At 72.4% G+C, this 20,762-nt stretch carries 17 protein-coding genes; 8 read left to right on the top strand and 9 right to left on the bottom strand.

Translation table 11 applies throughout. The features are described 5' to 3' along the window. Positions 1-210: 210 nt before the first annotated feature. Positions 211-2,235: a S9 family peptidase gene (locus ACMA1D_RS10245; RefSeq protein WP_414723556.1), complete on the bottom strand. Its 2,025-nt coding sequence runs from the start codon at positions 2,233-2,235 to the stop codon at positions 211-213. A gap of 70 nt (positions 2,236-2,305) precedes the next feature. Between ACMA1D_RS10245 and ACMA1D_RS10240 the strand changes: the two genes are divergently transcribed. Then, the gene (locus tag ACMA1D_RS10240) at positions 2,306-3,151 is read left to right on the top strand and encodes a class I SAM-dependent methyltransferase (protein ID WP_414723555.1); all 846 of its coding nucleotides are present in this window, start codon (positions 2,306-2,308) and stop codon (positions 3,149-3,151) included. A 57-nt stretch (positions 3,152-3,208) separates the two neighbouring features. Here the strand turns inward: ACMA1D_RS10240 and ACMA1D_RS10235 are convergent, their stop codons facing one another. Further along, positions 3,209-4,450, bottom strand: a complete 1,242-nt coding sequence (locus tag ACMA1D_RS10235) for a beta-ketoacyl-[acyl-carrier-protein] synthase family protein (RefSeq protein ID WP_414723569.1) — start codon at positions 4,448-4,450, stop codon at positions 3,209-3,211. 643 nt (positions 4,451-5,093) lie between these two features. Between ACMA1D_RS10235 and ACMA1D_RS10230 the strand changes: the two genes are divergently transcribed. The 4 genes from ACMA1D_RS10230 to ACMA1D_RS10215 all read left to right on the top strand — a co-directional run bounded on the left by ACMA1D_RS10230 (position 5,094) and on the right by ACMA1D_RS10215 (position 8,378). Further along, on the top strand, positions 5,094-5,531 hold the full coding sequence (locus tag ACMA1D_RS10230; protein ID WP_414723554.1) for an SRPBCC domain-containing protein: 438 nt from the start codon (positions 5,094-5,096) through the stop codon (positions 5,529-5,531). 156 nt (positions 5,532-5,687) lie between these two features. Next, a complete protein-coding gene (locus tag ACMA1D_RS10225) occupies positions 5,688-6,131 on the top strand; it encodes an ArsR/SmtB family transcription factor (RefSeq protein ID WP_414723553.1) in 444 nt (147 codons plus the stop codon). Positions 6,132-6,146: 15 nt separating this feature from the next. Continuing rightward, positions 6,147-6,929 (top strand): DUF899 family protein, encoded by a 783-nt coding sequence (locus tag ACMA1D_RS10220; protein WP_414723552.1) that lies wholly within the window; start codon positions 6,147-6,149, stop codon positions 6,927-6,929. 192 nt (positions 6,930-7,121) lie between these two features. Beyond that, the gene (locus ACMA1D_RS10215) at positions 7,122-8,378 is read left to right on the top strand and encodes a hypothetical protein (protein WP_414723551.1); all 1,257 of its coding nucleotides are present in this window, start codon (positions 7,122-7,124) and stop codon (positions 8,376-8,378) included. 205 nt (positions 8,379-8,583) lie between these two features. Here the strand turns inward: ACMA1D_RS10215 and ACMA1D_RS10210 are convergent, their stop codons facing one another. After that, a complete protein-coding gene (locus ACMA1D_RS10210; protein WP_414723550.1) occupies positions 8,584-11,013 on the bottom strand; it encodes a tetratricopeptide repeat protein in 2,430 nt (809 codons plus the stop codon). A gap of 223 nt (positions 11,014-11,236) precedes the next feature. Between ACMA1D_RS10210 and ACMA1D_RS10205 the strand changes: the two genes are divergently transcribed. Continuing rightward, the gene (locus ACMA1D_RS10205; protein ID WP_414723549.1) at positions 11,237-14,341 is read left to right on the top strand and encodes an AfsR/SARP family transcriptional regulator; all 3,105 of its coding nucleotides are present in this window, start codon (positions 11,237-11,239) and stop codon (positions 14,339-14,341) included. 563 nt (positions 14,342-14,904) lie between these two features. Beyond that, positions 14,905-15,306, top strand: a complete 402-nt coding sequence (locus tag ACMA1D_RS10200) for a hypothetical protein (RefSeq protein WP_414723548.1) — start codon at positions 14,905-14,907, stop codon at positions 15,304-15,306. Between the two features lie 123 nt (positions 15,307-15,429). Here the strand turns inward: ACMA1D_RS10200 and ACMA1D_RS10195 are convergent, their stop codons facing one another. The 6 genes from ACMA1D_RS10195 to ACMA1D_RS10170 all read right to left on the bottom strand — a co-directional run bounded on the left by ACMA1D_RS10195 (position 15,430) and on the right by ACMA1D_RS10170 (position 19,396). Continuing rightward, positions 15,430-16,260: an MBL fold metallo-hydrolase gene (locus ACMA1D_RS10195; protein WP_414723547.1), complete on the bottom strand. Its 831-nt coding sequence runs from the start codon at positions 16,258-16,260 to the stop codon at positions 15,430-15,432. Continuing rightward, complete coding sequence (locus ACMA1D_RS10190) at positions 16,257-17,333, bottom strand: NUDIX hydrolase (protein WP_414723546.1); 1,077 nt, start codon at positions 17,331-17,333, stop codon at positions 16,257-16,259. Before ACMA1D_RS10190 ends, ACMA1D_RS10195 begins: the two co-directional genes overlap by 4 nt. Positions 17,334-17,547: 214 nt before the next feature. Beyond that, entirely contained in the window at positions 17,548-17,958 is a 411-nt protein-coding gene (locus ACMA1D_RS10185) for a VOC family protein (RefSeq protein ID WP_414723545.1), read from the bottom strand. Between the two features lie 194 nt (positions 17,959-18,152). Beyond that, a complete protein-coding gene (locus ACMA1D_RS10180) occupies positions 18,153-18,515 on the bottom strand; it encodes a helix-turn-helix domain-containing protein (RefSeq protein ID WP_414723568.1) in 363 nt (120 codons plus the stop codon). A 258-nt stretch (positions 18,516-18,773) separates the two neighbouring features. Next, positions 18,774-19,241 carry a RidA family protein gene (locus ACMA1D_RS10175; protein WP_414723544.1) on the bottom strand — a complete coding sequence of 156 codons (468 nt, stop codon included), beginning with the start codon at positions 19,239-19,241 and terminating at the stop codon, positions 18,774-18,776. Beyond that, a complete protein-coding gene (locus ACMA1D_RS10170) occupies positions 19,238-19,396 on the bottom strand; it encodes a DUF4177 domain-containing protein (protein ID WP_003956809.1) in 159 nt (52 codons plus the stop codon). Before ACMA1D_RS10170 ends, ACMA1D_RS10175 begins: the two co-directional genes overlap by 4 nt. 70 nt (positions 19,397-19,466) lie before the next feature. On the opposite strand from ACMA1D_RS10170, the gene ACMA1D_RS10165 reads away from it, so the two are divergent. Beyond that, positions 19,467-20,444: an ArsA-related P-loop ATPase gene (locus ACMA1D_RS10165; protein ID WP_414723543.1), complete on the top strand. Its 978-nt coding sequence runs from the start codon at positions 19,467-19,469 to the stop codon at positions 20,442-20,444. Positions 20,445-20,762: the final 318 nt, after the last annotated feature.

Here is a 20,762-nt window from a genome sequence, read left to right as displayed (position 1 = left end):
CCCCCCCCCCCCCCCCCCCCCGCCCCCCGCCCCCTCCCTCCCCCGCCACACCGATCCCCACCACGCCACACCCCACCCACGCCACACCCCCACCACCCCCCGCCCCGCGGTCCGGGCGTGCCGGGCCTCGGCGTCGGGCCCATGCCGGCGTCGGGCGGTGCCACCGGCATGGGCGGGTTGGCCGAGGGCCCGGCTGTCCCGCCTGGCGTCCTAGAGCGCGCCGAGTTCCTCCCCGGCAGCGACGGCGGCGGTGGCACCGTCCGCCGCTTCCCGGGGCTGGGCGGCCCGCCCCACGTACCGTTCCGCGAACGCGATCTCCATTCGGACCTGCTTGATGCGTTCTTCGACCACGAGCGAGCCGTGGCCCGCGTCGTACCGGTACACCTCGTGCACGGCGCCGCGGCGCTCCAGGCGGGTGACGTAGTTCTCGACCTGGCGGATGGGGCAGCGCGGGTCGTTGACGCCGGCCGAGATGTACACCGGGGCCTTTACCTGGTCGACGTAGGTCAGCGGGGACGAGGCCGCGAAACGCTCGGGGACCTCGTCGGGGGTGCCGCCGAGGAGCGTGCGGTCCATCGCCTTCAGGGCCTCCATCTCGTCGTGGTAGGCCGTGACGTAGTCGGCGACCGGCACTGCGGCCAGGCCGACCGCCCACGCGTCGGGCTGGGTGCCGAGGCCGAGCAGGGTCAGGTACCCGCCCCAGGAGCCGCCTGACAGCACGAGCCGTTTCGGGTCGGCGAGCCCGGAGGAGACGGCCCATTCCCGCACTGCCGCTATGTCCTCAAGCTCGATCAGGCCGACGCGGTGCTTGAGCGCGTCCGTCCAGGCCCGGCCGTAGCCGGTGGAGCCGCGGTAGTTGACCCGTACCACCGCGTACCCGTGGTCCACCCAGGCCGCCGGGCCGGCCGCGAACGCGTCGCTGTCGTGCCAGGTGGGGCCGCCGTGGATGTCGAAGACGGTGGGGAAGGGGCCTTCGCCCGCGGGGCGCTGGACCAGGGCGTGCACCTGGCCGCCGGGGCCCTCCACCCAGGCGTCGGTCACCGGCACCGAGTCGGGGGCGCGGCCCGAACCACCGGGCAGCGGCGGCGGTTCCAGGACGACGCGGCCGGTGGTCGACCGGACCTGCGGCGGCTGCTCGGCCGACGACCACAGGAACTCCACGGACCCGTCGGGCCGCGCCGTCGCCCCGGAGATCGTGCCGCGGGGCGTGTCCACCCGGGTGAGTTCGCCGGATGCCAGGTCGTACCGCCACAGTTCGCTGCGGGCCTGGAAGCTGTGGTCGACCAGCAGCGCGGTGCCGTCCGGATACCATTCGGCGCCCACGTCGCCCGGCAGGTCGATGGTGAGCGCGCGCTCCTCGCCGGTGACCGGGTTCCAGATCATCGGCTCCCACCGGCCGCGCCGCTGGTGGCCGACGAGCAGTCGTACGTCACCGGGGACCGGCGCGAAGCCCAGCACGGACAGGCCGAGCTCTTCGGTGCCGCCCTTGGTGTCGTCCAGTTCGGCGACCGGGCTGCCGTCCAGGCGGACGACGCGGATCGCGGAGTGCATGGCGTCGCCGTGCTCGGTGTGCTCGATGGCGATCAGCTCGCAGTCGTGCGAGAGGTCGCCGACGCCCGCCGACTGGCGGTGCCGGTAGATCTCCACGGCTGTTGCGGCCTCGCCCGCATCGGCCGCGGAACCGTCCTGACCTGCGGCGTCGCCGGCGCTGCCGGCCCGGGGGATGACGTGGATGACGGAGCCGTCCTCGTCCGTTGAGCGGCCGACGACCGCGGTGCCGTCCAGGCCGAGGGCCAGGCCAGCCGGGTAGGAGGGGGCGAGGCCGGGGACGGCCGGCTCGTCGTCGCCGCCGGTGAACGGCTGCCGCATCCACACCCCGAACTCGTCCCCGTCGGTGTCCGAGAACCACCAGATCGACTGGCCGTCGGGGGCGAGCACGCCGTCCGTGGTGCCGTTCGGCCGGTCGGTCACCTGGCGCTGCTCGCCCGAGTCGCGGTCCCAGGCGTACAGCTCGTACGTGCCCGTGGCGTTCGACACGAACAGCGACCGCTCCGGCGCGCCCTCGGCCCAGTCGGGCAGGCCCACGCGCGCCGCCCGGAACCGCTTCTCCCAGTCCGGCCACGCCCCGATGCCGCCGGCCGCCCCGTCGATCCCGGCGGCCTTCGGGGTGCTGGTCTCCGTGCTCCCGCCCGGCTGCTCGGCCGTGCCCCGCACCGCTTCACTGCTCTCAGTCATGACCCCATTCTGCGCCGGGTGGGCGACAACTCGCTGGCGAGCCCTCCTGCCTGTGGATAACCTCCCCGACATGGCCCGTCCGATTGCCCCGAAAGACTGGCGGGAGGCGAACCGCGCTCGCTGGGACGAGCGCGTTCCCATCCACCTGACCAGCGATTACTACGATCTGGAAGCGTTCCGCGCCGGCCGCGACCCATTGTGTGACTTTCAGATCGATGAGGTCGGGGATGTCACGGGCAAGAGCCTGCTGCACCTCCAGTGCCACATCGGGCTCGACACCCTCTCCTTCGCCCGGCGCGGCGCCGCCCGCGTCGTCGGCCTGGACTTCTCCGAGCCCGCGGTGGCCGCAGCCCGGGGCCTCGCCACCGAGCTCGGCCTCACCCCCGACCGGGCGGGCTTCGTCACGGCCGACGTCTACGACGCGGTCGCGGCCGTGCCCGACGCGGCGTACGACGTGGTGTACACCGGCATCGGCGCCCTGTGCTGGCTGCCCGACCTGGAGCGCTGGGCGCAGGTGGCCGCCGAGCTCGTCGCCCCCGGCGGCTTCCTCTACCTCTCCGAGTTCCACCCGCTGACCGACGCCCTGGACGACGCGAGCGCCAGCCGCATCGCCCACGACTACTTCAGCCGCGAGCCGTGGATCGACGAAACCCCCGGCACCTACACCGACTTCGACGCCCCCACCCGCAACAACCGCAGCGTGGAGTGGCAGCACCCGCTCGGTGCGGTGGTCTCCGCCCTGGCCGCGCAGGGGCTGCGGATCGAGTTCCTGCGCGAACACGACAAGACGCTCTTCGCCCGCTTCGGCTCGCTGCAACGCGTGGCCGGCACCCCCTACTACCGGCTGCCACCCGGCCAGCCGCGCATCCCCCTGATGTATTCGCTCCGCGCGTCCAAGCCCGCGACCGGCGGCTGATCCCACGGCCGCCGGCCCCGCACCCACCGGCTCACTCGGTGGTGAGGACGAGCACCCTCACTCGGTGGTGAAGACCAGCACCGCGTTGTGGCCGCCGAAGCCGAACGAGCAGGAGATCGCGGCGGACATCGGTGTGCGGCGCGGGCTCCCGGAGACCACGTCCAGCTTGTGGTCGCCGTCCTGGTGGCCGAAGTTGGCGGTGGGCGGGATGGTCTGGTGCTCCAGGCTGAGGATCGTGAACGCGGCCTCCAGGGCCCCCGCCGCGCCGAGCGCGTGCCCGATGACGCTCTTGGGCGCCGTCACCGGTGGCGGCCCCTGGTCGAACACCCGGGTGAGCGCCACGGCTTCGGCGGCGTCGTTCAGCCGCGTCGACGTGCCGTGCGCGTTGACCTGGCCGATGTCGCGCGGCGCGCACCCCGCGTCCCGCAGCGCGGCCCGGATCGCCCGCGCCGCGCCGCTGCCGTCCGGGAGCGGCGCGATGGGGTGGTGCGCGTCGCTGGTCGCGCCGTAGCCGCGCAACAGCGCACGGACCCGGGCCCGGCGCGCCCGCGCCGTCGCGTACCGCTCCATGACCAGTACGGCAGCCCCCTCACCGAGGACGAAACCGTCCCGCTCGGCGTCGAACGGGCGGCTGGCGAGCTCCGGTTCGGCGCACCGCCGGGAGAGCGCCCGGAGCCGGGCGAAGCAGGTGGCGCTCATGCGGCAGCAGCCCGATTCGCTGCCGCCGGCCAGGACGACGTCGCACGCGCCCGAGCGCAGCAGGTCCCTGGCCACGCCGAGGGCGGTGGTCCCGGAGGCGCAGGCGCTCGCGGTGGTGAACCCGGGGCCGCACGCCCCCAAGTCCATCGCCACCTCGCCGGCGGCCATGTTCGGCACGCTGCGCGGCAGCGCCAGCGGTGACACCCGGTCCGGCCGCCCGTCGTGGAGCTGGGCGAACTCGGCCGGGTAGGAGGTGAGGCTGTTGGACCCGACGCCGAGCACCACCCCGACCCGTTCGCCCTGCCAGGTCTGCGGGTCGAGCCCGGCGTCCGCGACCGCCCGACGCGCGGCGACCAGCGCGAACTGGCTGAAGCGATCGGTGCGCCGGGCCCACCGTTCGCCCAGCTCGGCCCGGGCGTCGAAGTCCGGCACCCGACAGCAGAAGTCGACCGGAAGACCCGCCAGCTCCGCGTCGTACGCGGCCAGCGAGCGCCCGCGGCACAGCCCGGCCCAGTTGGCGTCCGGCGTCAGCCCGGCGGGGGAGAGCACCCCGAGTCCGGTCACGGCGATGTCAGCGGTCGGCGCCGCGGCGACACCCATCGTTCTCCTCACGGGCCGCTCCCTCGGCGTCGGTACGCGCGCGCCCGGAGCGGCGGGCGGCACGCGGCCCCACCCCTGTGCGTAGGACTGTGCCAGAACCGGCACCCGGCGCGGCCGTACCACCGTGCGCCATCTGGGGGAGAACGGCGGTCGGGGGTACGGGGTTACGGGGCGGTGGGCCGCTGGTGCCGTGGGTCGTGGGGGGCGGGGCGTTGGCCGCGGAGCCCGTACGTGTGGCCGGTACGCGGAGCCCGCGGGTGTGACCCGTACGCGCAGCCCGCACAGACAGCCCCCACAGGCAGCCCGTACGCGCTGCCCATGCGCGCAAACCCGTACGCCGAGCCCACGCAGAGTTCTCCACACCCTGGCGGCCCCCAAGTGCTGTGAACCACAAGCACGCTGAGCGGCGGTTGTCCAGGGCTGTGGAGGCATCAGTTTTTAAATCCCTTAAAGCGGACCTGTCGCCGGCGCAACGAAGGCGCCTTCGACGGGCGGGCGGTTGAGCCGCTGAGCGCTCGGGCGGTGGGGGCGGCTGAGCGGTTGGAGGGCTGGAGGGTCGGGCAGCGGACGGGCAACTCATTGACGCAACCGTTCAGTTGCCATAGTGTCGCAACTGAACGGTTGCTACATGTTGGAGGTCCCCATGGCATTCCCCGACCGCATCGAGCGGACCGTGCAACTCGCCCAGCCGCCGGGCGCGGTGTGGTCGGCGCTGACCACGGCCGAGGGGCTGGGCGCCTGGTTCGGCGACGGCGCCGACATCGACCTGCGGCCCGGCGGGGCGGCGCAACTGCGCTGGGACGGCGGGTTCACCGCCGACCTGTGCGTGGAGCGCGTCGAGGAACCGGTGGTCTTCGCCTTCACCTGGCGACTGCACGGACTGCCGGCGGACGACCCGCGCCGCACCTACGTCGAGTTCACGCTCGAACCCACCGACGCCGGCACCCGCCTCACCGTCGTCGAATCCGGCTTCGCCCAACTGCCCCTGCCGGACCGCGCCGCACCGTACGAGGCGAACACGGAGGGCTGGGACCGCGAGTTGGGCGAACTGGTCGCCTACCTCAACCAAGCAACGGCCTAACCCACCCACCAGCCACCCACCCACCAGCCCCCACGCACTCCCACCCACCCTCAAGCCCACCCCCACACGCACCCCCACACGCACCCCCACGGCCCCCACCCGGCCGCCCCACCCGCGGCGCCCCGCCCCGCCCCACCCACCTCCGATACTGACCCAATGCCCTCCGAAGCCACGCCCCCCGAAGCCGTGCCGCCCGCGCCGCTGTCCGGGCCCCCGCCCGCCGGCGGTCCGCGGTCGACCGAGTTCGAAGCGGTCGCCGAACGGGTCTTCACGGCCCTGGCCGACCCCAGCCGCCGGGCCATCCTGTCCGCGCTCGCCGCGGCCGGGCCGGCGACCGCAACCGACCTGGCGGCCCGGCTGCCGATCAGCCGGCAGGCGATCGCCAAGCACCTGAACCTGCTGGCCGACACCGGCCTGGTCACCGCGGAACCGGGCGAGCGGCGCCGGGTGCGCTACCGATTGCGTTCCGCGCCCATGCAGGTCGCCCAGCAGTTCCTGGCCGCGCTGGCCCGCGACTGGGACGGCCGCCTGGACGCGCTCCAGGAACACCTCGACCGCGCGGCCCCCGCCCCGCCCACCGAACCGCCCGACACCACCTGAGGACGTGAGGACGACATGACCACCGACCAGCCGCGCACCGCACCGCCCGCCTCGCCGACCGCCCCACGGAACGTCCCGCCGACCGCCCTGCCCCCCGTCGTCGACCGCGCCGCCTGGCAGGCCGAGATCGACGCCCTGCGGGACCGCGAGAAGGCCCACACCCGCGCCGGCGACGCACTCGCCGCGGCGCGCCGCCGGCTCCCCATGGTGGCGGTGGACGCCGCGGCCCCCCTGGTCGGTCCGCACGGGCAGGTGACGCTGCTCGACGCGTTCGACGGCCGGCAACAACTCATCGCCTACTACCACATGTGGCACACCGGCCACCCGGCCGCGGACCAGTGCTCCGGCTGCACCTTCTACAACAGCCAGGTCCGCGAACTGTCGTACCTGCACGCGCGCGGCGTCACGTACGCCACGTTCTGCCAGGGCCCGTACGAGGAGAGCGTCGACTACCGGGACTTCATGGGCTGGCAGGTGCCCTGGTACTCGGTGCAGGAGGGCGCCGAGGCCCTCCTGGCCGGCCGCGGCCCGTTCCTGCTGGCCTGCTACCTGCGCGACGGCGACCGGGTCTACGAGACGTACTGGACCACCGGCCGCGGCGTCGAGGTGATGTCCCCCACCTACCACCTCCTCGACCTGACCGCCCACGGCCGCCAGGAAACCTGGGAGGACTCCCCGGCCCACTGGCCCCAGCCCTGGCAGTCCGACGGCGACCACCTCCGCACCAACGGCCGCCCCACGGCCCAGTGGTCCCGCATCGAGCCGGAGCGCGGGGTGGGGGCGGGGCGGGCCGGGTAGTGGAGCAGAGGAGCTGCCGCGCGCCGGTGTGAGCGGGGCGCGGCAGCCGCGCGCGGTACCGCCGGGACGGGCCGGAACCCGCCGCTGACCAGGGCGGCAAGGGTGTTGCAAGGACCCTGCAAGGAAAGCGACGTGTCCGCAGGGAAATCCTCCCCCGACCGCTCCACACGAGACGAGCGATGGGGGATCGCAATGTCTGCGGCAACGACCAAAACCGCGTTGATCGAGGAAGGACACTGGCTGACCGTACGGGACTGCAAGCGCGTGCTCGTGCTCGTCCACACGATGACCTTCGCCCAACGACTCAAGGAGGTCTTCAACCTGTTGGAAGGTGACCTGCGCATCCAGGTCGTCTTCACGGCCCCGCCGCACGCCTTCGGCAACGGGGTCACCCACTACCTGCGGAGCCTGGGCATCACGCCCGTGCCCTGGGAGGAGGCGCTGCGGGCCGACTTCGACCTGGCGTTGACGGCGGGGTCCCGCGGGGTGCACGAACTGCGGGCCCCGGTGGTGCGCATCTCGCACGGGGCCGGCCACAACAAGCTGCTCACCGACCGTTCGTTGCTGGCGCCCGGCGAGACCAGGTGGCCCGGCATGCTCAGCCGACAGCACCTGCTGCACGACGGGCGCGTGGTGCCGGCGGCGGTGGTCTACGCACACGAACGGTCCCTGAAGGAACTGGCGCGCTCGTGCCCGGAGGCCCTGCCGGTGGCGCGGGTGGCGGGGGACCCCTGCGTCGACCGCATCATGGCCGCCGTGCCGAACCGCCAGCGCTACCGCGACGCTCTGGGCATGGCGGCCGGAGAACGGCTGGTGGTCGTCTCCTCGACCTGGGGGCCGGCCTCGGCCTTCGGCCGGATCGATGCGTTGCTGCCGCAACTCCTGGGGCAGCTTCCGGCGGGGTACCGGGTCGCCCTGCTGCTCCATCCCAATGTGTTCGCCGGGCACGGTACGTGGCAGGTGCACAGTTGGCTCGCCGGCTGCGGCGGCCGTGGGGTGGCGGTCATCCCACCGGAGGTCGATTGGCAGCCGCTGCTGATCGCCGCGGACTGGGTCATCGGGGACCACGGGTCGCTCTCCGCGTACGGCACCCTCACGGATGCCACGATGCTGCTCACGTCCGGCCCGCAGCGCGAGATCGCGGCGTACTCCCCGGCGGCCCTGCTGGCCGCCGCCGCACCGGTCATCTCGCCCCTGCACCCGCTGGACGCCCAGTTGCAGTACGCCGCGCGGACCCGCAGGCACGGGCAGTACGAGCGGGTGGCCGCCTCGCTGTCCTCCGTGCCGGGCCGCTTCCACCAGCGGATGCGCTCGATCGTCTACGAACTGTTGGGCCTCGGGGAGCCGGCCCGGCCGGTGGTCGTGCCCCCGTTGCCCCAGCCGTCTCCCCTGGCGGAGTGGGAGCTGTCCGTCAACCAGGAGTGGCTGGGGCGGGCCGTCGGCGCGTGAGGCCCCGCGTGCGGTGCTGAGGCGTGCTCGCTGACCGGTCCCGGCCGCCCGGATGCGACCGCCGCGCGCGGTGGTGATGCCTGCGGGCGGGCTCGTGGGGCCGGACCACGTCGGTGTGCTCGCCGAACGTGCGCGGGGCGTACGCAGTATCTAGTGTCATGAACGCGTCAGAAGTTGAGTGGCGCGGGCAAGGGGCCGGCTGCGGCTACAGGTGCCGCAGCCGGTCCTCCAGCCGCGCTGCGGCGCCCGGGTCGGGGCGGCGGAACACCTCGGCCGCGGCCCGGTAGTGCTCCGCCGCCGCCTCCCGGTCGCCGTGCACCTGAGCGGCCATGCCGAGCCACTCCAGGCAGTTCCCCTCCCAGTGCTCCGAGCGGGAGTTCCCGCTCCGGAAGCGCGCCAGCGCCAGCCGCAGCCTCCGCACCCCCTCCACGTGGTCGCCGCTGCGGACGAGCACGTGGCCGAGGAGGGCCTGGGCCCTCGTCGCCTCGTACACCTCGCTCATCGCCCCCAGCCGGTCGCTGGCCCGCTGGAGGTGTCCGGCCGCTGCCGCGAGGTCACCGGAGTGCAGCGCGACTTCGCCGAGCCGGCGCAGCGAGAGCGCGGCCCCTCGCTCGTAGCCGATGGACTCCCTGATGGCCAGGGCCTGTTCGAGGTGGGTCCTGGCGTCTTCGAAGCGCCCGGCCAGGAGGTGGAGGTGGCCGAGGCCGTTGAGGGCCTGCGCCTGCTGGCGGGCGTCCCCGCCCGCCCGGGCCAGGTCGAGGGCCTGCTCGTACCAGCCGGTGGCCTCCTCGTACCGGCCCGCGTCGCGCAGTGCGATCGCGCCCGAGCTGAGCATGCGCCCCTCGCCCGCCCGGGACCCGCTCCTGCGCGCCGCGTCGAGGCCGAGCCGGTACGCCTCGGTCCACATCTCGGTGGGGCGGAGCCGCTGGAAGAGCGGCCACGCCACATCGGCCAGGCGCCAGCACGAACTGTCCCACCCCACCCGGGCGCAGTGCCGGATGGCTTCCATGAGCGCGTGCCGGTACGCGTCCAACCACTCCAGCGCCTCCGCCGGCCCGGCCAGCGGGGTGGGGTTGACGCCGGTCGGCTGCACGTCGTGCCCGGCCAGCCGGTGGCTCGGGGTGAGGATGGCCTCGGCGCTGGCGGCCGTGCACAGGCACCACTCCACGAACCTGCGGAGCACCTCCTCCTGCGCGCCGCCGCTCTCCCGCTCCTCGCCGAGCAGCCGGGCGTGGGACCGCACCAGGTCGTGGAACCGGTAGGTGTCGGGTCCGACCTCCTCGACGAGGTTCGCCTCCACGAGGTCCTGCACGGCGAGGTCGAGCATCGGGATGGCGCCCTGTTCCTGCCCCCGGCCGGCGACGGCCGCCAGCAGGAACAGGTCGTAGCGATCGGTGGGCAGCAGCCCCATCCTCCGGTACAGGCTGGCACTTTCGTCGGCCAGCAGGTCGTACGACGAATCCAACGCTTTTCGGATGGGGGCCTCCCCGTCGACGTGGAGATGGTCGATGGCCCCGTGGCCCTGGGCCAGGGTGCCGGCGAGGGAGGATAGGGAACGGTGCGGCCGGGGGGCTAGCTGTGCGGAGACCACGCACAGGGCCAGCGGTAGACGCCCGCAGAGGGTGACCACCTCGCGCGCTGCTGCCGGTTCCTCGGCCACCCGGGCGGCGAGGCGGGCCGCCAGCAGTTCGACCGCGGATTCCGTGGGCAGCGCGGCCAGCCGGTGGACCAGCGCCCCGTCGACCTGCAAGCTGGTGAGTGCGCTCCTGCTGGTGATGACGGTGATGCCGGTCGACGAGGTGAGCAGGAGCGGGCGCACCTGGGCGGCCGTGCGGGCGTTGTCGAGCACCAGGGCGAGCCGCAGGTCCGAGGTCACCGACCGCCAGAGCGCGGTGCGCTGTGGCGGGTCGGACGGGATGCGCCGCACTCCCAGGGCGAGCAGGAACCGCTCAATCACCGCATCGGGGGAACCGGCACCCTCGGGGCCGTGCGGCAGGTGTCCTGCCAGGTCAGCGTAGAGGTGACCGTCGGGGAAGCGGCCGGCCTGCCGCAACAGCCAGTGGACGACGAGCGTGGTCTTGCCGACGCCCGGCAGGCCGGTGACGACGAGTCGCGGCCCGTGGGGCGAGGACTCGTCCCGTAACCTGTCCAGAGTTCGCACGTCGGCTTCGCGTCCGACGAACAGTGGTGATATGGGCGGCAGTTGCCGCTGCCGGGTCCGGTGCGGCGCGGCATCGGTCGGCGGCAGGTGGAAGTGCAGGTCGCCGTGGATGTCGCGGGCTTGTATGGCGGGTCCTCCTATGACCGAGTTGCCGCCGATTTCGTTGACCGTGGCCGCCGTCCCGGGGGCTGCCCGCGGCCGGCCGTGACGCCGCATCCAGTCGGTCACGGCGCCCGCGAGCAGCGTGTCCTGCGCGCACATCTGGCGCAATTTCTCAGCCAGTTGTCGACACGCGGATCGTCTCTGCTGCGGTGTCGTACGGGAGAGGTTCAGTAGCGGGACTACGTCGTCGTCCGTACGGGCCGTGGCCACCGTAATGGCCAACTCCCGCCAGGCCAGCGAGTGTTCTTCGAGACTGTGGGTCAGCAGGAGGAAGAGCAGGTCGTCGGGGCTGTGGGGCGGCGAACTCGACATGCGCAGGACTCCTCAGACGGCCGGCTCGGCCCCGCTCCGGAGGCAGCGAAGGAGGCAGTACCAGGAGCGGGAAGGTTTCAGCACCGATCAGCAGGATGAACGGAATCATGCACTCCTCGGTGAATTTCAGACTTGCTTTCGCCCTCGTATGGTCGGTAACGAACCCTCCGTGGGAACCTCGAAAGTACGGCTAACAGGGGGTCCTACCGGCGGGAGGGCGCTGGTGGCGTTAGAGATCCGACTCTCGGGTTCGATCGAAGTGCGGGCGGCCGGTCAACGCGGCGAACTCCCTTCCATCAAGACCCGTCTGACCCTGGCGGCGCTGGCCTGGGACGCTGGTCGCACCGTGAGCATGGAGTCGCTGGTCCACCGCGTCTGGGACGACCATCCGCCCAAGAAGGCCAGGGAATCACTGCACGTCCACATCTCACGGGTGCGCCGCGCGCTGAGCATCGCGGGGAGCGACGCGCCGGAGATCACCAGCCTGACCCATTCGTACGTGCTGAACGTCGACCCCGAACTGGTCGACCTCTGCCACTACACGAACTGTGTCAATCGCGGGCGGTCGCTGCGCGACAGCCGCGACGACGAGGCCGCACTGCGCCTCCTGGAACGGGCCGACGGCCTGTGGCGGGGCGAGGCGCTGGCCGGCATCAGCGGCACCTGGGCCGACCAACTGCGGGCCGCCGTCGGCGAGACGTGCCTGGCCGCGGCGATGGCCCGGGCCGACATCCTGATCAGCATGGAACGGTTCGTCGACGCCATTCCCGTACTCACCCCGCTGGTGCGGGAGCGTCCCGCCGACGAAGCGCTGGCCGAGCGCCTGGCCATCGCGCTGTACGGGGGGAGCCGGGCGGCCGAGGCGGCCCGGCTGTTGCAGGCCACGCAGCAGCGCATCGCGCGCGAGACCGGGCTGGACGCGGGGCGACGCCTGCGCCGGGTGCAGCAGGGAATCCTGGCCGGGGCGCCGGCCGCCGAGCTCGTCCAGCGGCGGAGCGCGGGGCTGGCCCGAAGCGCGGAACTCGTGCGCCCGCGCGCCGCGCGCCACGTCCCGGACAACCTCCCGCGTGACGTCCCGTGGGTCGGCAGACGGGAGGAACTCGGCCGGCTGGGCTCGGCGTTGACCGAGGGCGGCGGGGCCGCTGCCATGGTGGTCACCGTCGAGGCCATCAACGGAATGGGCGGGGTGGGCAAGACGTCGCTCGCCGTGCACGTGGCGCACCAACTGCGCGAGCGCTTTCCGGACGGGCGCATCTTCCTCCACCTGGGCGGTCGCGCGCCGGGGCGGACGGCGCCGCAGCCCGCCCGGTTGCTGACCGAACTCCTTCGCCTGCTGGGCATGGACGTCAAGGAACTCCCGCACGCGACGGATGAGTTGGTGGCGCTGTGGCGGGGTCTTGCGCGCGACCGCCGGATGCTGGTGATCCTCGACGACGCGGTCGACTCCGACCAGGTCCGGCCCCTCCTCCCCGGGGGCTCGCCCACGGCAGTCATTGTGACCAGCCGCCGCCGGCTGCCCGGGCTGCCCGGCGTGCGGGCCCTCTCGCTCGGGGTGCTGTCGCATACGGACGCGATGGAACTCTTTCATCAGCGAGTGGGGGCACGGCCGGGTGCCGACGAAGGAGAAGTAGCGGAAATCGTGCGGATATGTGGCCATCTCCCGCTTGCCGTGGAGATAGCCGCCAGCCGACTCCTCGCCCGACCCTCCTGGAGCACCGGCGACCTGCTGCGGCAGTTGACCGGAAGCGGTAGGCACCTCGCTGAACTCTGCGATGGTGAGCGGTCGATCACTCATGTTTTTGAGATGTCCTATCGCGCGCTCTCCGGTGAACAGCAGCGGGTCTTCCGGCGTATTGGATTGCTCGGCGGGGTGGATTTCGGGGCGCCGGCAGTGGCCGCCGTAACGGGTTTGTCGCTCGCCGTAACGGAACGGGTCGTCGATGAGTTGCTGGCGCGGCATTTGCTCCGGGAGCCAACGCCGCACCGTTTCACGATGCATGATCTGCTCCGCAGGTACGCGCGCTCGCTGATGGAGAGTGGTGAAGTCGAGTCCCGCGAGGAGTCCGAGCGGGCCGTACGGGACGTCGTCGCCTATTACGTGGGCGCGGCGGACGCCGCCGACCGGTTGGCGTACCCCTACCGCTCGCGCATGGATTGCGACCTGTCCGCGATCCTCGCCGCGGACCTGGAGGCGACCGACGCGCAGGCGGCGGAGCAGTGGCTGATCACCGAGGGCCCCAACCTGCTGGACGCGCTGAACTGGGTCGTGGAGCACGGCACCGGCTGCCAGCTCCCGATGGTCGTGCACGTGCTGGCGGGTTTCCTGGGCATGGAAGGCCATCTCGCGACGGCCGAGCCGCTGCTTCGGCAGGCCGTCGCCTACTGGGACGCCGAGGGCGACGGCGCCGCGCGCACGCGGGCGATGCTCGATCTCAGCGTTATTTACAATCATGGGTCGCGTTACGAGGATAGTATTTCGATGGCGCAGGAAGCGTTGGAATCGGCCCGTTTCCTGAAGGACGCGAAACTGGAGGGGGAAAGCGCGCACCAGCTCTCCATTTCGCTCTGGCAGACCGGCCAGTACGCCGCCGCCCAGGCACTCCAGCAGCGCTCTGTGGAGTCGATGCTGAGGACCGGTGACGCATTTCAGATCGCGCGCAGCCGTAACGTGCTTGGCATTGTGCATCTCCACTTGGCGGAGTTTGACGAAGCGCTCGACTGTTTCGTGAGCGCGTTGGCCGCCTTCGATTCAATGGGCAATCTCCAGGGGAAATGCATAATCCTGAACAACATGGCGGAATTGCATAGTAAGGCGGGGCGCCCGGCAGCCGCGGAACGTGCTTATCGAGAAGTACTCGAAAGCGTGGAGAGGTCGGGAAGTAGAAGGTATCGCGCCGTCGTGCAGATGAATTTGGCCAGGACCCTCGTTTCGCTGGGGGAGGCGAGCGAGGCGCTGTCCCTCTACCGGGCGACGCTGCCCGTCCTGCGTGAGATCGGCGACCAACGCTCGGAGGCGATCGCCCTCAACGGCATTGGTCTAGCCCATCGTGCGGCCGGCCGGGGGGAAGAAGCCGTGCGGCTGCACGCGGAAGCGGTGGTGCTGGCCCGCCGCATCCGTGCGGCAGGTGAGGAGATCGAGGCGCTCTATGACCTGGCCTGTACCGAACAGCTTCTGGGCCTTGTGGAGCGGGCGGCGTGCCATCTGGAGGAGAGCCTGTCGGTGAGCCGGCGCATTGGTGCCCCGGTCGAGGCCGAGCGTGCGGCGAATGCGTTGCTGGGGTTACGTCGGCGCGACGGGGCGCGCGAAGAAATTGGAGAGCTTAACTAACTCTGCGTATTGCCGTCGCCGATCTCGTAGGCTCCAGTGCTCTGTAATCAGCACCGGCGCTGTCAACGCGTTACCTGTAGCTCAGAATTTTTGGCGGCGTCGATCTTTGCGCAAGTAATGCGTTATAGTCATTACGGGTCGAGGCCCCGCAGCGTCATAGCGGGGCCCCCGAAACGTTTCTCTCTTGTTGGTATCACGAGGAAAGAAGTAAGGTAGTGGCTCGAATGCTGCAGGCTCTCGTCACCTTCACCTGTATCGCCTTTGTCACGGCGCACGGGCTAGGCCCCGTACCAGGCGTTATTGGTTGACGAACCCTGGAGTGCGGCATCGATGCGCTTTTGGCGCTTCGGTGCCGCATGTCTGTTTTGGGCGTCGTGTTGGGCGTTTGGGGTGTAATCGTTCGGTCGGTGCGGAATGGGACTGGCGGGCAATTATCGAAGCTGGCGCATATATGTGAGTGGTTGAATTCCGCTTACCTTGTGAGGCTGGCTCGCCTGCCTCCCGTGGAGCCGCCCCGTCTGGAACCATGAAACTGAATGCAGGTCGCCGAGGGAGGCGGAGAAATGGACCCGATATCGGTGGAAATTCTCATCGCCATGGCCAGCGGCGCGGCCGGCGCCGCCGGCCAGCGCGCGTGGGAAGCACTGCACACCCTGGTCAGGCGGCGCCCCGAAAGCGGGACGAGCGACCCCGTACCGGCGACGGGGGAGGACGAGTTGGCCGCGTTGACCGCCGCGCCCGAGGACGCACAGCGGGCCCGCGCACTGCTCCAGGCCCTGCACCAGCGCGCGGCGGACGACCCGCAGTTCCGGCTCTCGCTCGCGCAGTGGACCCAGCAGGCGCAGGCCGCGCAGACCGGGGACGGCGATACCAGTAACACCGTCAGCGGCGGCGAGCAGCACGGTCCGGTCCTTCAGGGGCGGGACTTCAACGGCCTCACCTTCAACGGCCCCGGCGCCGCGTAACCGGCCCGCCCCCACCCGTAACCCGCCACACCCTGCACTCCCAGGTGGGGTACCGACCGGGGGAGGAGGGCGAAGGGCGGGGCCAGCAGTGAGCTCCCGACCACAAGCCGGCCCCCGCCCCCCTCACACCAGATCCCGCTCCCGCAAATACTCAAGCTGGGCCCGGACCGAGAGTTCGGCCGCCGGCCACAGGGTGCGGTCCACGTCGGCGTAGACGTGGGCCACCACCTCGGACGCGGTGCGGTGGCCGTTCTCGACGGCCGTCTCCACCTGGGCCAGCCGGTTCGCGCGGTGGGCCAGGTAGAACTCGATCGCGCCGCGGGCATCGGCCAGTACGGGGCCGTGGCCCGGCAGGACCGTGTGCACGCCGTCGTCGACCGTCAGGGAACGCAGCCGGCGCAGCGAGTCCAGGTAGTCGCCCAGGCGCCCGTCGGGGTGGGCCACCATCGTCGTGCCGCGGCCCAGCACCGTGTCGCCGGTGAGGACCGCCCCGTCCGCCGGCAGGTGGAAGGAGAGCGAGTCGGAGGTGTGGCCGGGGGTGGGGACCACGCGGAGTTCGAGACCGCCGGTGGTGACCACGTCGCCCGCGCCCAGGCCCTCCTCGCCGAGGCGTAGCGCCGGGTCGAGGGCGCGTACCGCGGTGCCGGTCAGCTCGGCGAACCGGGACGCGCCCTCCGCGTGGTCCGCGTGGCCGTGGGTGAGCAGCGTCAGGGCGACCCGGCGGCCGGCGCGTTCGACGGTCGCGATGACGTCGGCCAGATGCGCCTCGTGCAGCGGCCCGGGGTCGATGACGACGGCGCGATCGGAGTCGGGTTCGGCCACGATCCAGGTGTTGGTGCCGTCGAGCGTCATGGCCGACGGGTTGGGCGCGAGCACGCAGTGCGCCCGTACGGTCGCCGGCCCGGCGATGGCACCGCCGCGCGGCTGGCCCGGGAGTGCTGCTGCGTCCGTCATGCGCTGGCTCCGTCCGTGGCTGCGGGAGGGGAGGGAACGGCTGTGGGCTGCGTGGGTTGTGCGTGGTGCGCGGGTTGCGTGGGCTCAGTGGGCTGTACGCGCTGCGCGGGGTCGATGCGCCGGGTGAACTCCTCGTGCCCCGGCCAACTCAGCTCGATCTCCCCGTCCCGCAGCGTGGCGCGGGCCAGGACCGGCGCCAGGTCGCGGCCCGGCGCGGCGGCCAGCGCGCCGGCAGCCGTCGGGTGCGGGGCGAGTTCCCGCAGCGTCGTGATCGTCGGCGGCATCATCAACAGATCGCCCCGGTCATATCCGGCGGCGGCGTCCGCCGGCTTGATCCACACTGTGCGGTCGGCCTCCGTCGAGGCGTTCCGGGTGCGCTGACCTGCGGGAAGCGCAGCAACGAAGAAGAAGGTGTCGTAGCGGCGCGGCTCGAACTCGGGCGTGATCCAGCGCGCCCACGCGCCGAGCAGGTCGGAGCGGAGCACCAGCGAGCGGCGGGCGAGGAAGTCGGCGAAGGACAGTTCGCGGTCGACCAGTGCCGCCCGGTCGGCCTCCCAGTCATCGCCCGTGGTGTCGGCCACCACGGTCCCGGCGTCCGGCCCGGCCAGCAACACGCCGGCCTCCTCGAACGTCTCGCGCACCGCCGCGCAGACGATCGCCTGCGCCGCGGTCTCGTCGGTGCCGAGCCCGAGCCGCCGCGCCCACTCGGCGCGCGAGGGCCCGGCCCAGCCGGTGTCGCGCTCCCCGTCGCGGGCGTCCACCGAACCCCCCGGATACGCGTACGCGCCCCCGGCGAAGGCCATGGAGGCGCGGCGGCGCAGCATGTAGACGGCGGGTCCTTCGGAGGTGTCCCGCAGCAGGAGGACGGTGGCGGCCCGGCGCGGAGCGGCCGGCTCCAGTTCGCCGGCGGTCAGCGCACGGATGCGGTCGGGCCACTCCGGTGGGTACCACTGTGCGGGGCTCGGCCGGGCGGCCCCGGCCGCCGCCGGTGCAGCTTGCCGTACGGGCGTACCGCCGGCCTCGGCAGGCCCGGCCTTCGGCGCCCCGGGCTCCAGACCATTCGTAGGGGACATGGGCCGGATGGTATGCGCTGGTACGCAGATGTTCGAGGGGTGACCGTGACGGCCGCGTGAAGCCTGGCCGCGGTGTGTGGGCAGGTCGCGCGTGATGGCTGGCCGCGGTGTGGCGTTCGGATCCGGGCGCGCAGGTCGGCCCCGGGCGGAGCCCGGCCCCCCGGGGGCGCGGGGGCCGGTGGCTCGTCCGGTGGTCGGTCGGCCGGTCCTGGGCTCAGCCGAGCGGCTGGGTGAAGCGGATGCGGTTGCCGAACGGGTCGCGCAGCCCGCAGTCGGTGCCGTACGGCCGCTCGGTGGGCTCCTCGGTGAACTCCACGCCCTGGGCCAGCAACTTCTCATACGTGCCCCGGCAGTCGTCCGTGGTGAGGATGAGCCAGCCACCCATCGCCCCCTTGGTCACCAGGTCGCGGACCTGCGCCGCGGTCTCCTCCGACATCGCCGGCGCCCCCGGCTTCTCCAGCAGGATCTGCCGCTCGGGATGCCCGGGAACGGCGACTGTCAGCCAGCGCATGAAGCCGAGTTCGACGTCGGCGGCGACCTCAAGGCCGAGCTTGCCGACATAGAAATCGAGGGCTTCGTCCTGGTCGAGTACGTATATCTGCGATTGCGTGATGGCGTTGAACATGTCCCTCACGCTACTGAGCGGCGCGGCCGAAAACTTATCCAAAACTGCTGAAGTGGGCCGCGGCTCCGCCGGGGCGTCGGCTCCGCCCGGTCCCGGGACTGCCCAGCCGGCGGGGGCTGCCCAGCCGGCGGGGGCTGCCGGCCCGCCCCGATCACAGCACACCCGGCTGCCCCGCGCTCAGGGGCAGCCCAAGCTCAGGGGCCGCTCGGCCGGGTCCAGGCCATCGTGAAGCACGTCGGGACGCCCGCGGCCACCGCCTGCTTGCGGTAGTCGCGCGGCGAGGTGCCGACGATGTCGCGGAAGGTGCGGCTGAAGGTGCCTGGGCTGCCGAAGCCGACGTCGAAGCAGATCTCCGTCACGCTGCGGTCACTCTCCCGCAGCAGGAACATCGCCCGCTCCACCCGACGGCGCTGCAAGTAGCGGTGCGGGGTCTCGCCGAACGTCGCCCGGAAGACCCGCGCGAAGTGCGCCGGCGACACATGGGCGATCCGGGCCAGCGCGGGCACGTCCAACGGCTGCCCGTAGGCCCGGTCCATCGCGTCCCTGGCCCGCAGCATGCGGCGGTTGGTGTCTTCCACGGCGCGGCTCACAGGGCCATCCCATCACGCCGCCACGCACCGCAGGCCGAACAGACGCAGAACGGGCGCGCAGCCGACACGGCTACGCGCCCGTTCCCCACGGACAAGACCGAGACACACCCTGGCGCGGACGGCGTACGCCCACGCACCACCCGCGGACGGGTCACACCCTGAAGCCAGGGCCAGGGCCAGGGCCAGGGCCAGGGCCAGGGCCAGGGCCAGGGCCAAGCGCCAGCGCTACGCGTCCGCGACCTCGACCTGGATCTCCACCTCGACCGGCGCGTCCAGCGGCAGCACCGCGACGCCGACCGCGCTGCGCGCGTGCACGCCCGCGTCACCGAGCACCTCGCGCAGCAGCTCGCTCGCGCCGTTGATCACACCCGGCTGGCCGGTGAAGTCGGCCGCCGAGGCGACGAACCCGACCACCTTGACGACCCTGACCACCCGGTCCAGGTCACCGATCTGCGACTTGACGGCCGCCAGCGCGTTGAGCGCGCACAGCCGCGCCTGCTCCTTGGCCTCGTCCGGGGTGACCTCGGCGCCGACCTTGCCGGTCACCGAGAGCTGGCCGTCGACCAGCGGGAGCTGGCCGGCGGTGTAGACGTAGGGGCCGGTCCGCACCGCCGGGACGTACGCGGCCAGCGGTGCGGCCACCTCGGGCAGCGTCAGCCCGAGGTCGGCGATCCGCTGTTCGACGGCGCTCACGCGGTCTTCTCGCGCTTGAGGTAGGCCACGAGCTGCTCGGGGTTGGGGCCCGGGACGACCTGGACGAGCTCCCAGCCGTCCTCGCCCCAGGTGTCCAGAATCTGCTTGGTCGCGTGGACGAGCAGCGGCACGGTCGAGTATTCCCACTTGGTCATGGGGCGACTGTAATGCCTTGGCCGGGAGCCTCGTGCGTAGCCCGGAAGGGGACTGGTTAGGCTCACAGACGTGAGCAGGCTCCATGTCGTTAGTGGCAAGGGCGGCACCGGCAAGACCACGGTCGCCGCGGCACTCGCGCTGGCCCTCGCCACCGGCGGCCGGCGCACGCTGTTGGTGGAGGTGGAGGGCCGGCAGGGGATCGCCCAGCTCTTCGAGACGGCGACGCTGCCGTACGAGGAGCGCAAGATCGCGGTCGCGCCGGGCGGCGGCGAGGTGTTCGCACTCGCCATCGATCCCGAGCTCGCCCTGCTCGACTACCTCCAGATGTTCTACAAGATGGGCAGCGCGGGTCGGGCGCTGAAGAAGCTCGGCGCGATCGACTTCGCCACCACGGTCGCCCCCGGCCTGCGGGACGTGCTGCTGACCGGCAAGGCGTGCGAGGCGGTCCGCCGCAAGGGCAAGGACGGCCGGTTCGCGTACGACTCGGTCGTCATGGACGCGCCACCGACCGGCCGCATCACCCGCTTCCTCAACGTCAACGACGAGGTCGCGGGGCTCGCCAGGGTGGGGCCGATACACAACCAGGCGCAGGCCGTGATGCGCGTCCTCAAGTCGCCGGAGACGGCCGTGCACCTGGTGACGCTGCTGGAGGAGATGCCGGTCCAAGAGACCGTGGACGGCATCGCCGAACTGCGGGACGAGGACCTCGCCGTCGGCGCCGTGGTGATCAACATGGTTCGGCCGGCGATCCTGGACGCCGCCGCCGTCGACCTCGCCGCGACCGGGGGGCGCGCCGGCATCGCCCGGGCGCTCGCCGCGGCCGGGCTGGGTTCGGCGCGCCCCGGCGGCCGGGCCGAGCAGTTGGTCGAGCCGCTCATCGAGCAGGCCCACGAGCACGCGGAGCGGGTCGGCCTGGAGCGCGTCCAACGCGCCGAACTGGCCCGACTCGGCCTTCCCACACACGAGTTGGAGCAGCTCACCGAGGGCGTCGACCTGGCCGGGCTCTACCGCCTCGCGGCCGACCTGCGGAAGCAGTGGCTGGCGTGAGCGCCCCACGACCGACGCCCCGACCAGCCCAGGCCCCACCCGTCCGGGCCCCATCCGTCCAGGCCCCACCGCTCCAGGCCCCACCCGCCGCCGCCCGCCCGGACGACCCGGCGCCGCACGGCACGGGCGCGGCACGCCGCAGGCCCGGGACGTACGGGACGCGCAGGCCGTACGGGACGCCCGGGATACGCAGACCGTACGGGACACGCAGCCAGTACGAGGCGAGCAGCACGCCCGACCCGGCCCGGCCACACGGCGCGAGCAGGACAGACAGCACGAGCACGGCGTACGGCACGAGCACGGCGTACGGCGCGCACC

It is taken from the genome of Streptomyces sp. 796.1 (assembly GCF_047525675.1).
Taxonomy (GTDB): domain Bacteria; phylum Actinomycetota; class Actinomycetes; order Streptomycetales; family Streptomycetaceae; genus Streptomyces.
Note: the sequence above shows the minus strand (reverse complement) of the source record. Positions and strands in the feature narration are given on the sequence as shown.

Bases quoted from the DNA above. Each gene is read 5' to 3' on its own strand.
- ACMA1D_RS10220 (WP_414723552.1), top strand. From the start codon at position 6,147: ATGACCACCGACCAGCCGCGCACCGCACCGCCCGCCTCGCCGACCGCC.
- ACMA1D_RS10195 (WP_414723547.1), bottom strand. From the start codon at position 16,260: ATGACGGACGCAGCAGCACTCCCGGGCCAGCCGCGCGGCGGTGCCATC.
- ACMA1D_RS10235 (WP_414723569.1), bottom strand. From the start codon at position 4,450: ATGGGTGTCGCCGCGGCGCCGACCGCTGACATCGCCGTGACCGGACTC.
- ACMA1D_RS10215 (WP_414723551.1), top strand. From the start codon at position 7,122: ATGTCTGCGGCAACGACCAAAACCGCGTTGATCGAGGAAGGACACTGG.
- ACMA1D_RS10230 (WP_414723554.1), top strand. From the start codon at position 5,094: ATGGCATTCCCCGACCGCATCGAGCGGACCGTGCAACTCGCCCAGCCG.
- ACMA1D_RS10240 (WP_414723555.1), top strand. From the start codon at position 2,306: ATGGCCCGTCCGATTGCCCCGAAAGACTGGCGGGAGGCGAACCGCGCT.
- ACMA1D_RS10180 (WP_414723568.1), bottom strand. From the start codon at position 18,515: ATGCTGCGGGCCAGGGACGCGATGGACCGGGCCTACGGGCAGCCGTTG.
- ACMA1D_RS10190 (WP_414723546.1), bottom strand. From the start codon at position 17,333: ATGTCCCCTACGAATGGTCTGGAGCCCGGGGCGCCGAAGGCCGGGCCT.
- ACMA1D_RS10210 (WP_414723550.1), bottom strand. From the start codon at position 11,013: ATGTCGAGTTCGCCGCCCCACAGCCCCGACGACCTGCTCTTCCTCCTG.
- ACMA1D_RS10225 (WP_414723553.1), top strand. From the start codon at position 5,688: ATGCCCTCCGAAGCCACGCCCCCCGAAGCCGTGCCGCCCGCGCCGCTG.
- ACMA1D_RS10200 (WP_414723548.1), top strand. From the start codon at position 14,905: ATGGACCCGATATCGGTGGAAATTCTCATCGCCATGGCCAGCGGCGCG.
- ACMA1D_RS10170 (WP_003956809.1), bottom strand. From the start codon at position 19,396: ATGACCAAGTGGGAATACTCGACCGTGCCGCTGCTCGTCCACGCGACC.
- ACMA1D_RS10185 (WP_414723545.1), bottom strand. From the start codon at position 17,958: ATGTTCAACGCCATCACGCAATCGCAGATATACGTACTCGACCAGGAC.
- ACMA1D_RS10245 (WP_414723556.1), bottom strand. From the start codon at position 2,235: ATGACTGAGAGCAGTGAAGCGGTGCGGGGCACGGCCGAGCAGCCGGGC.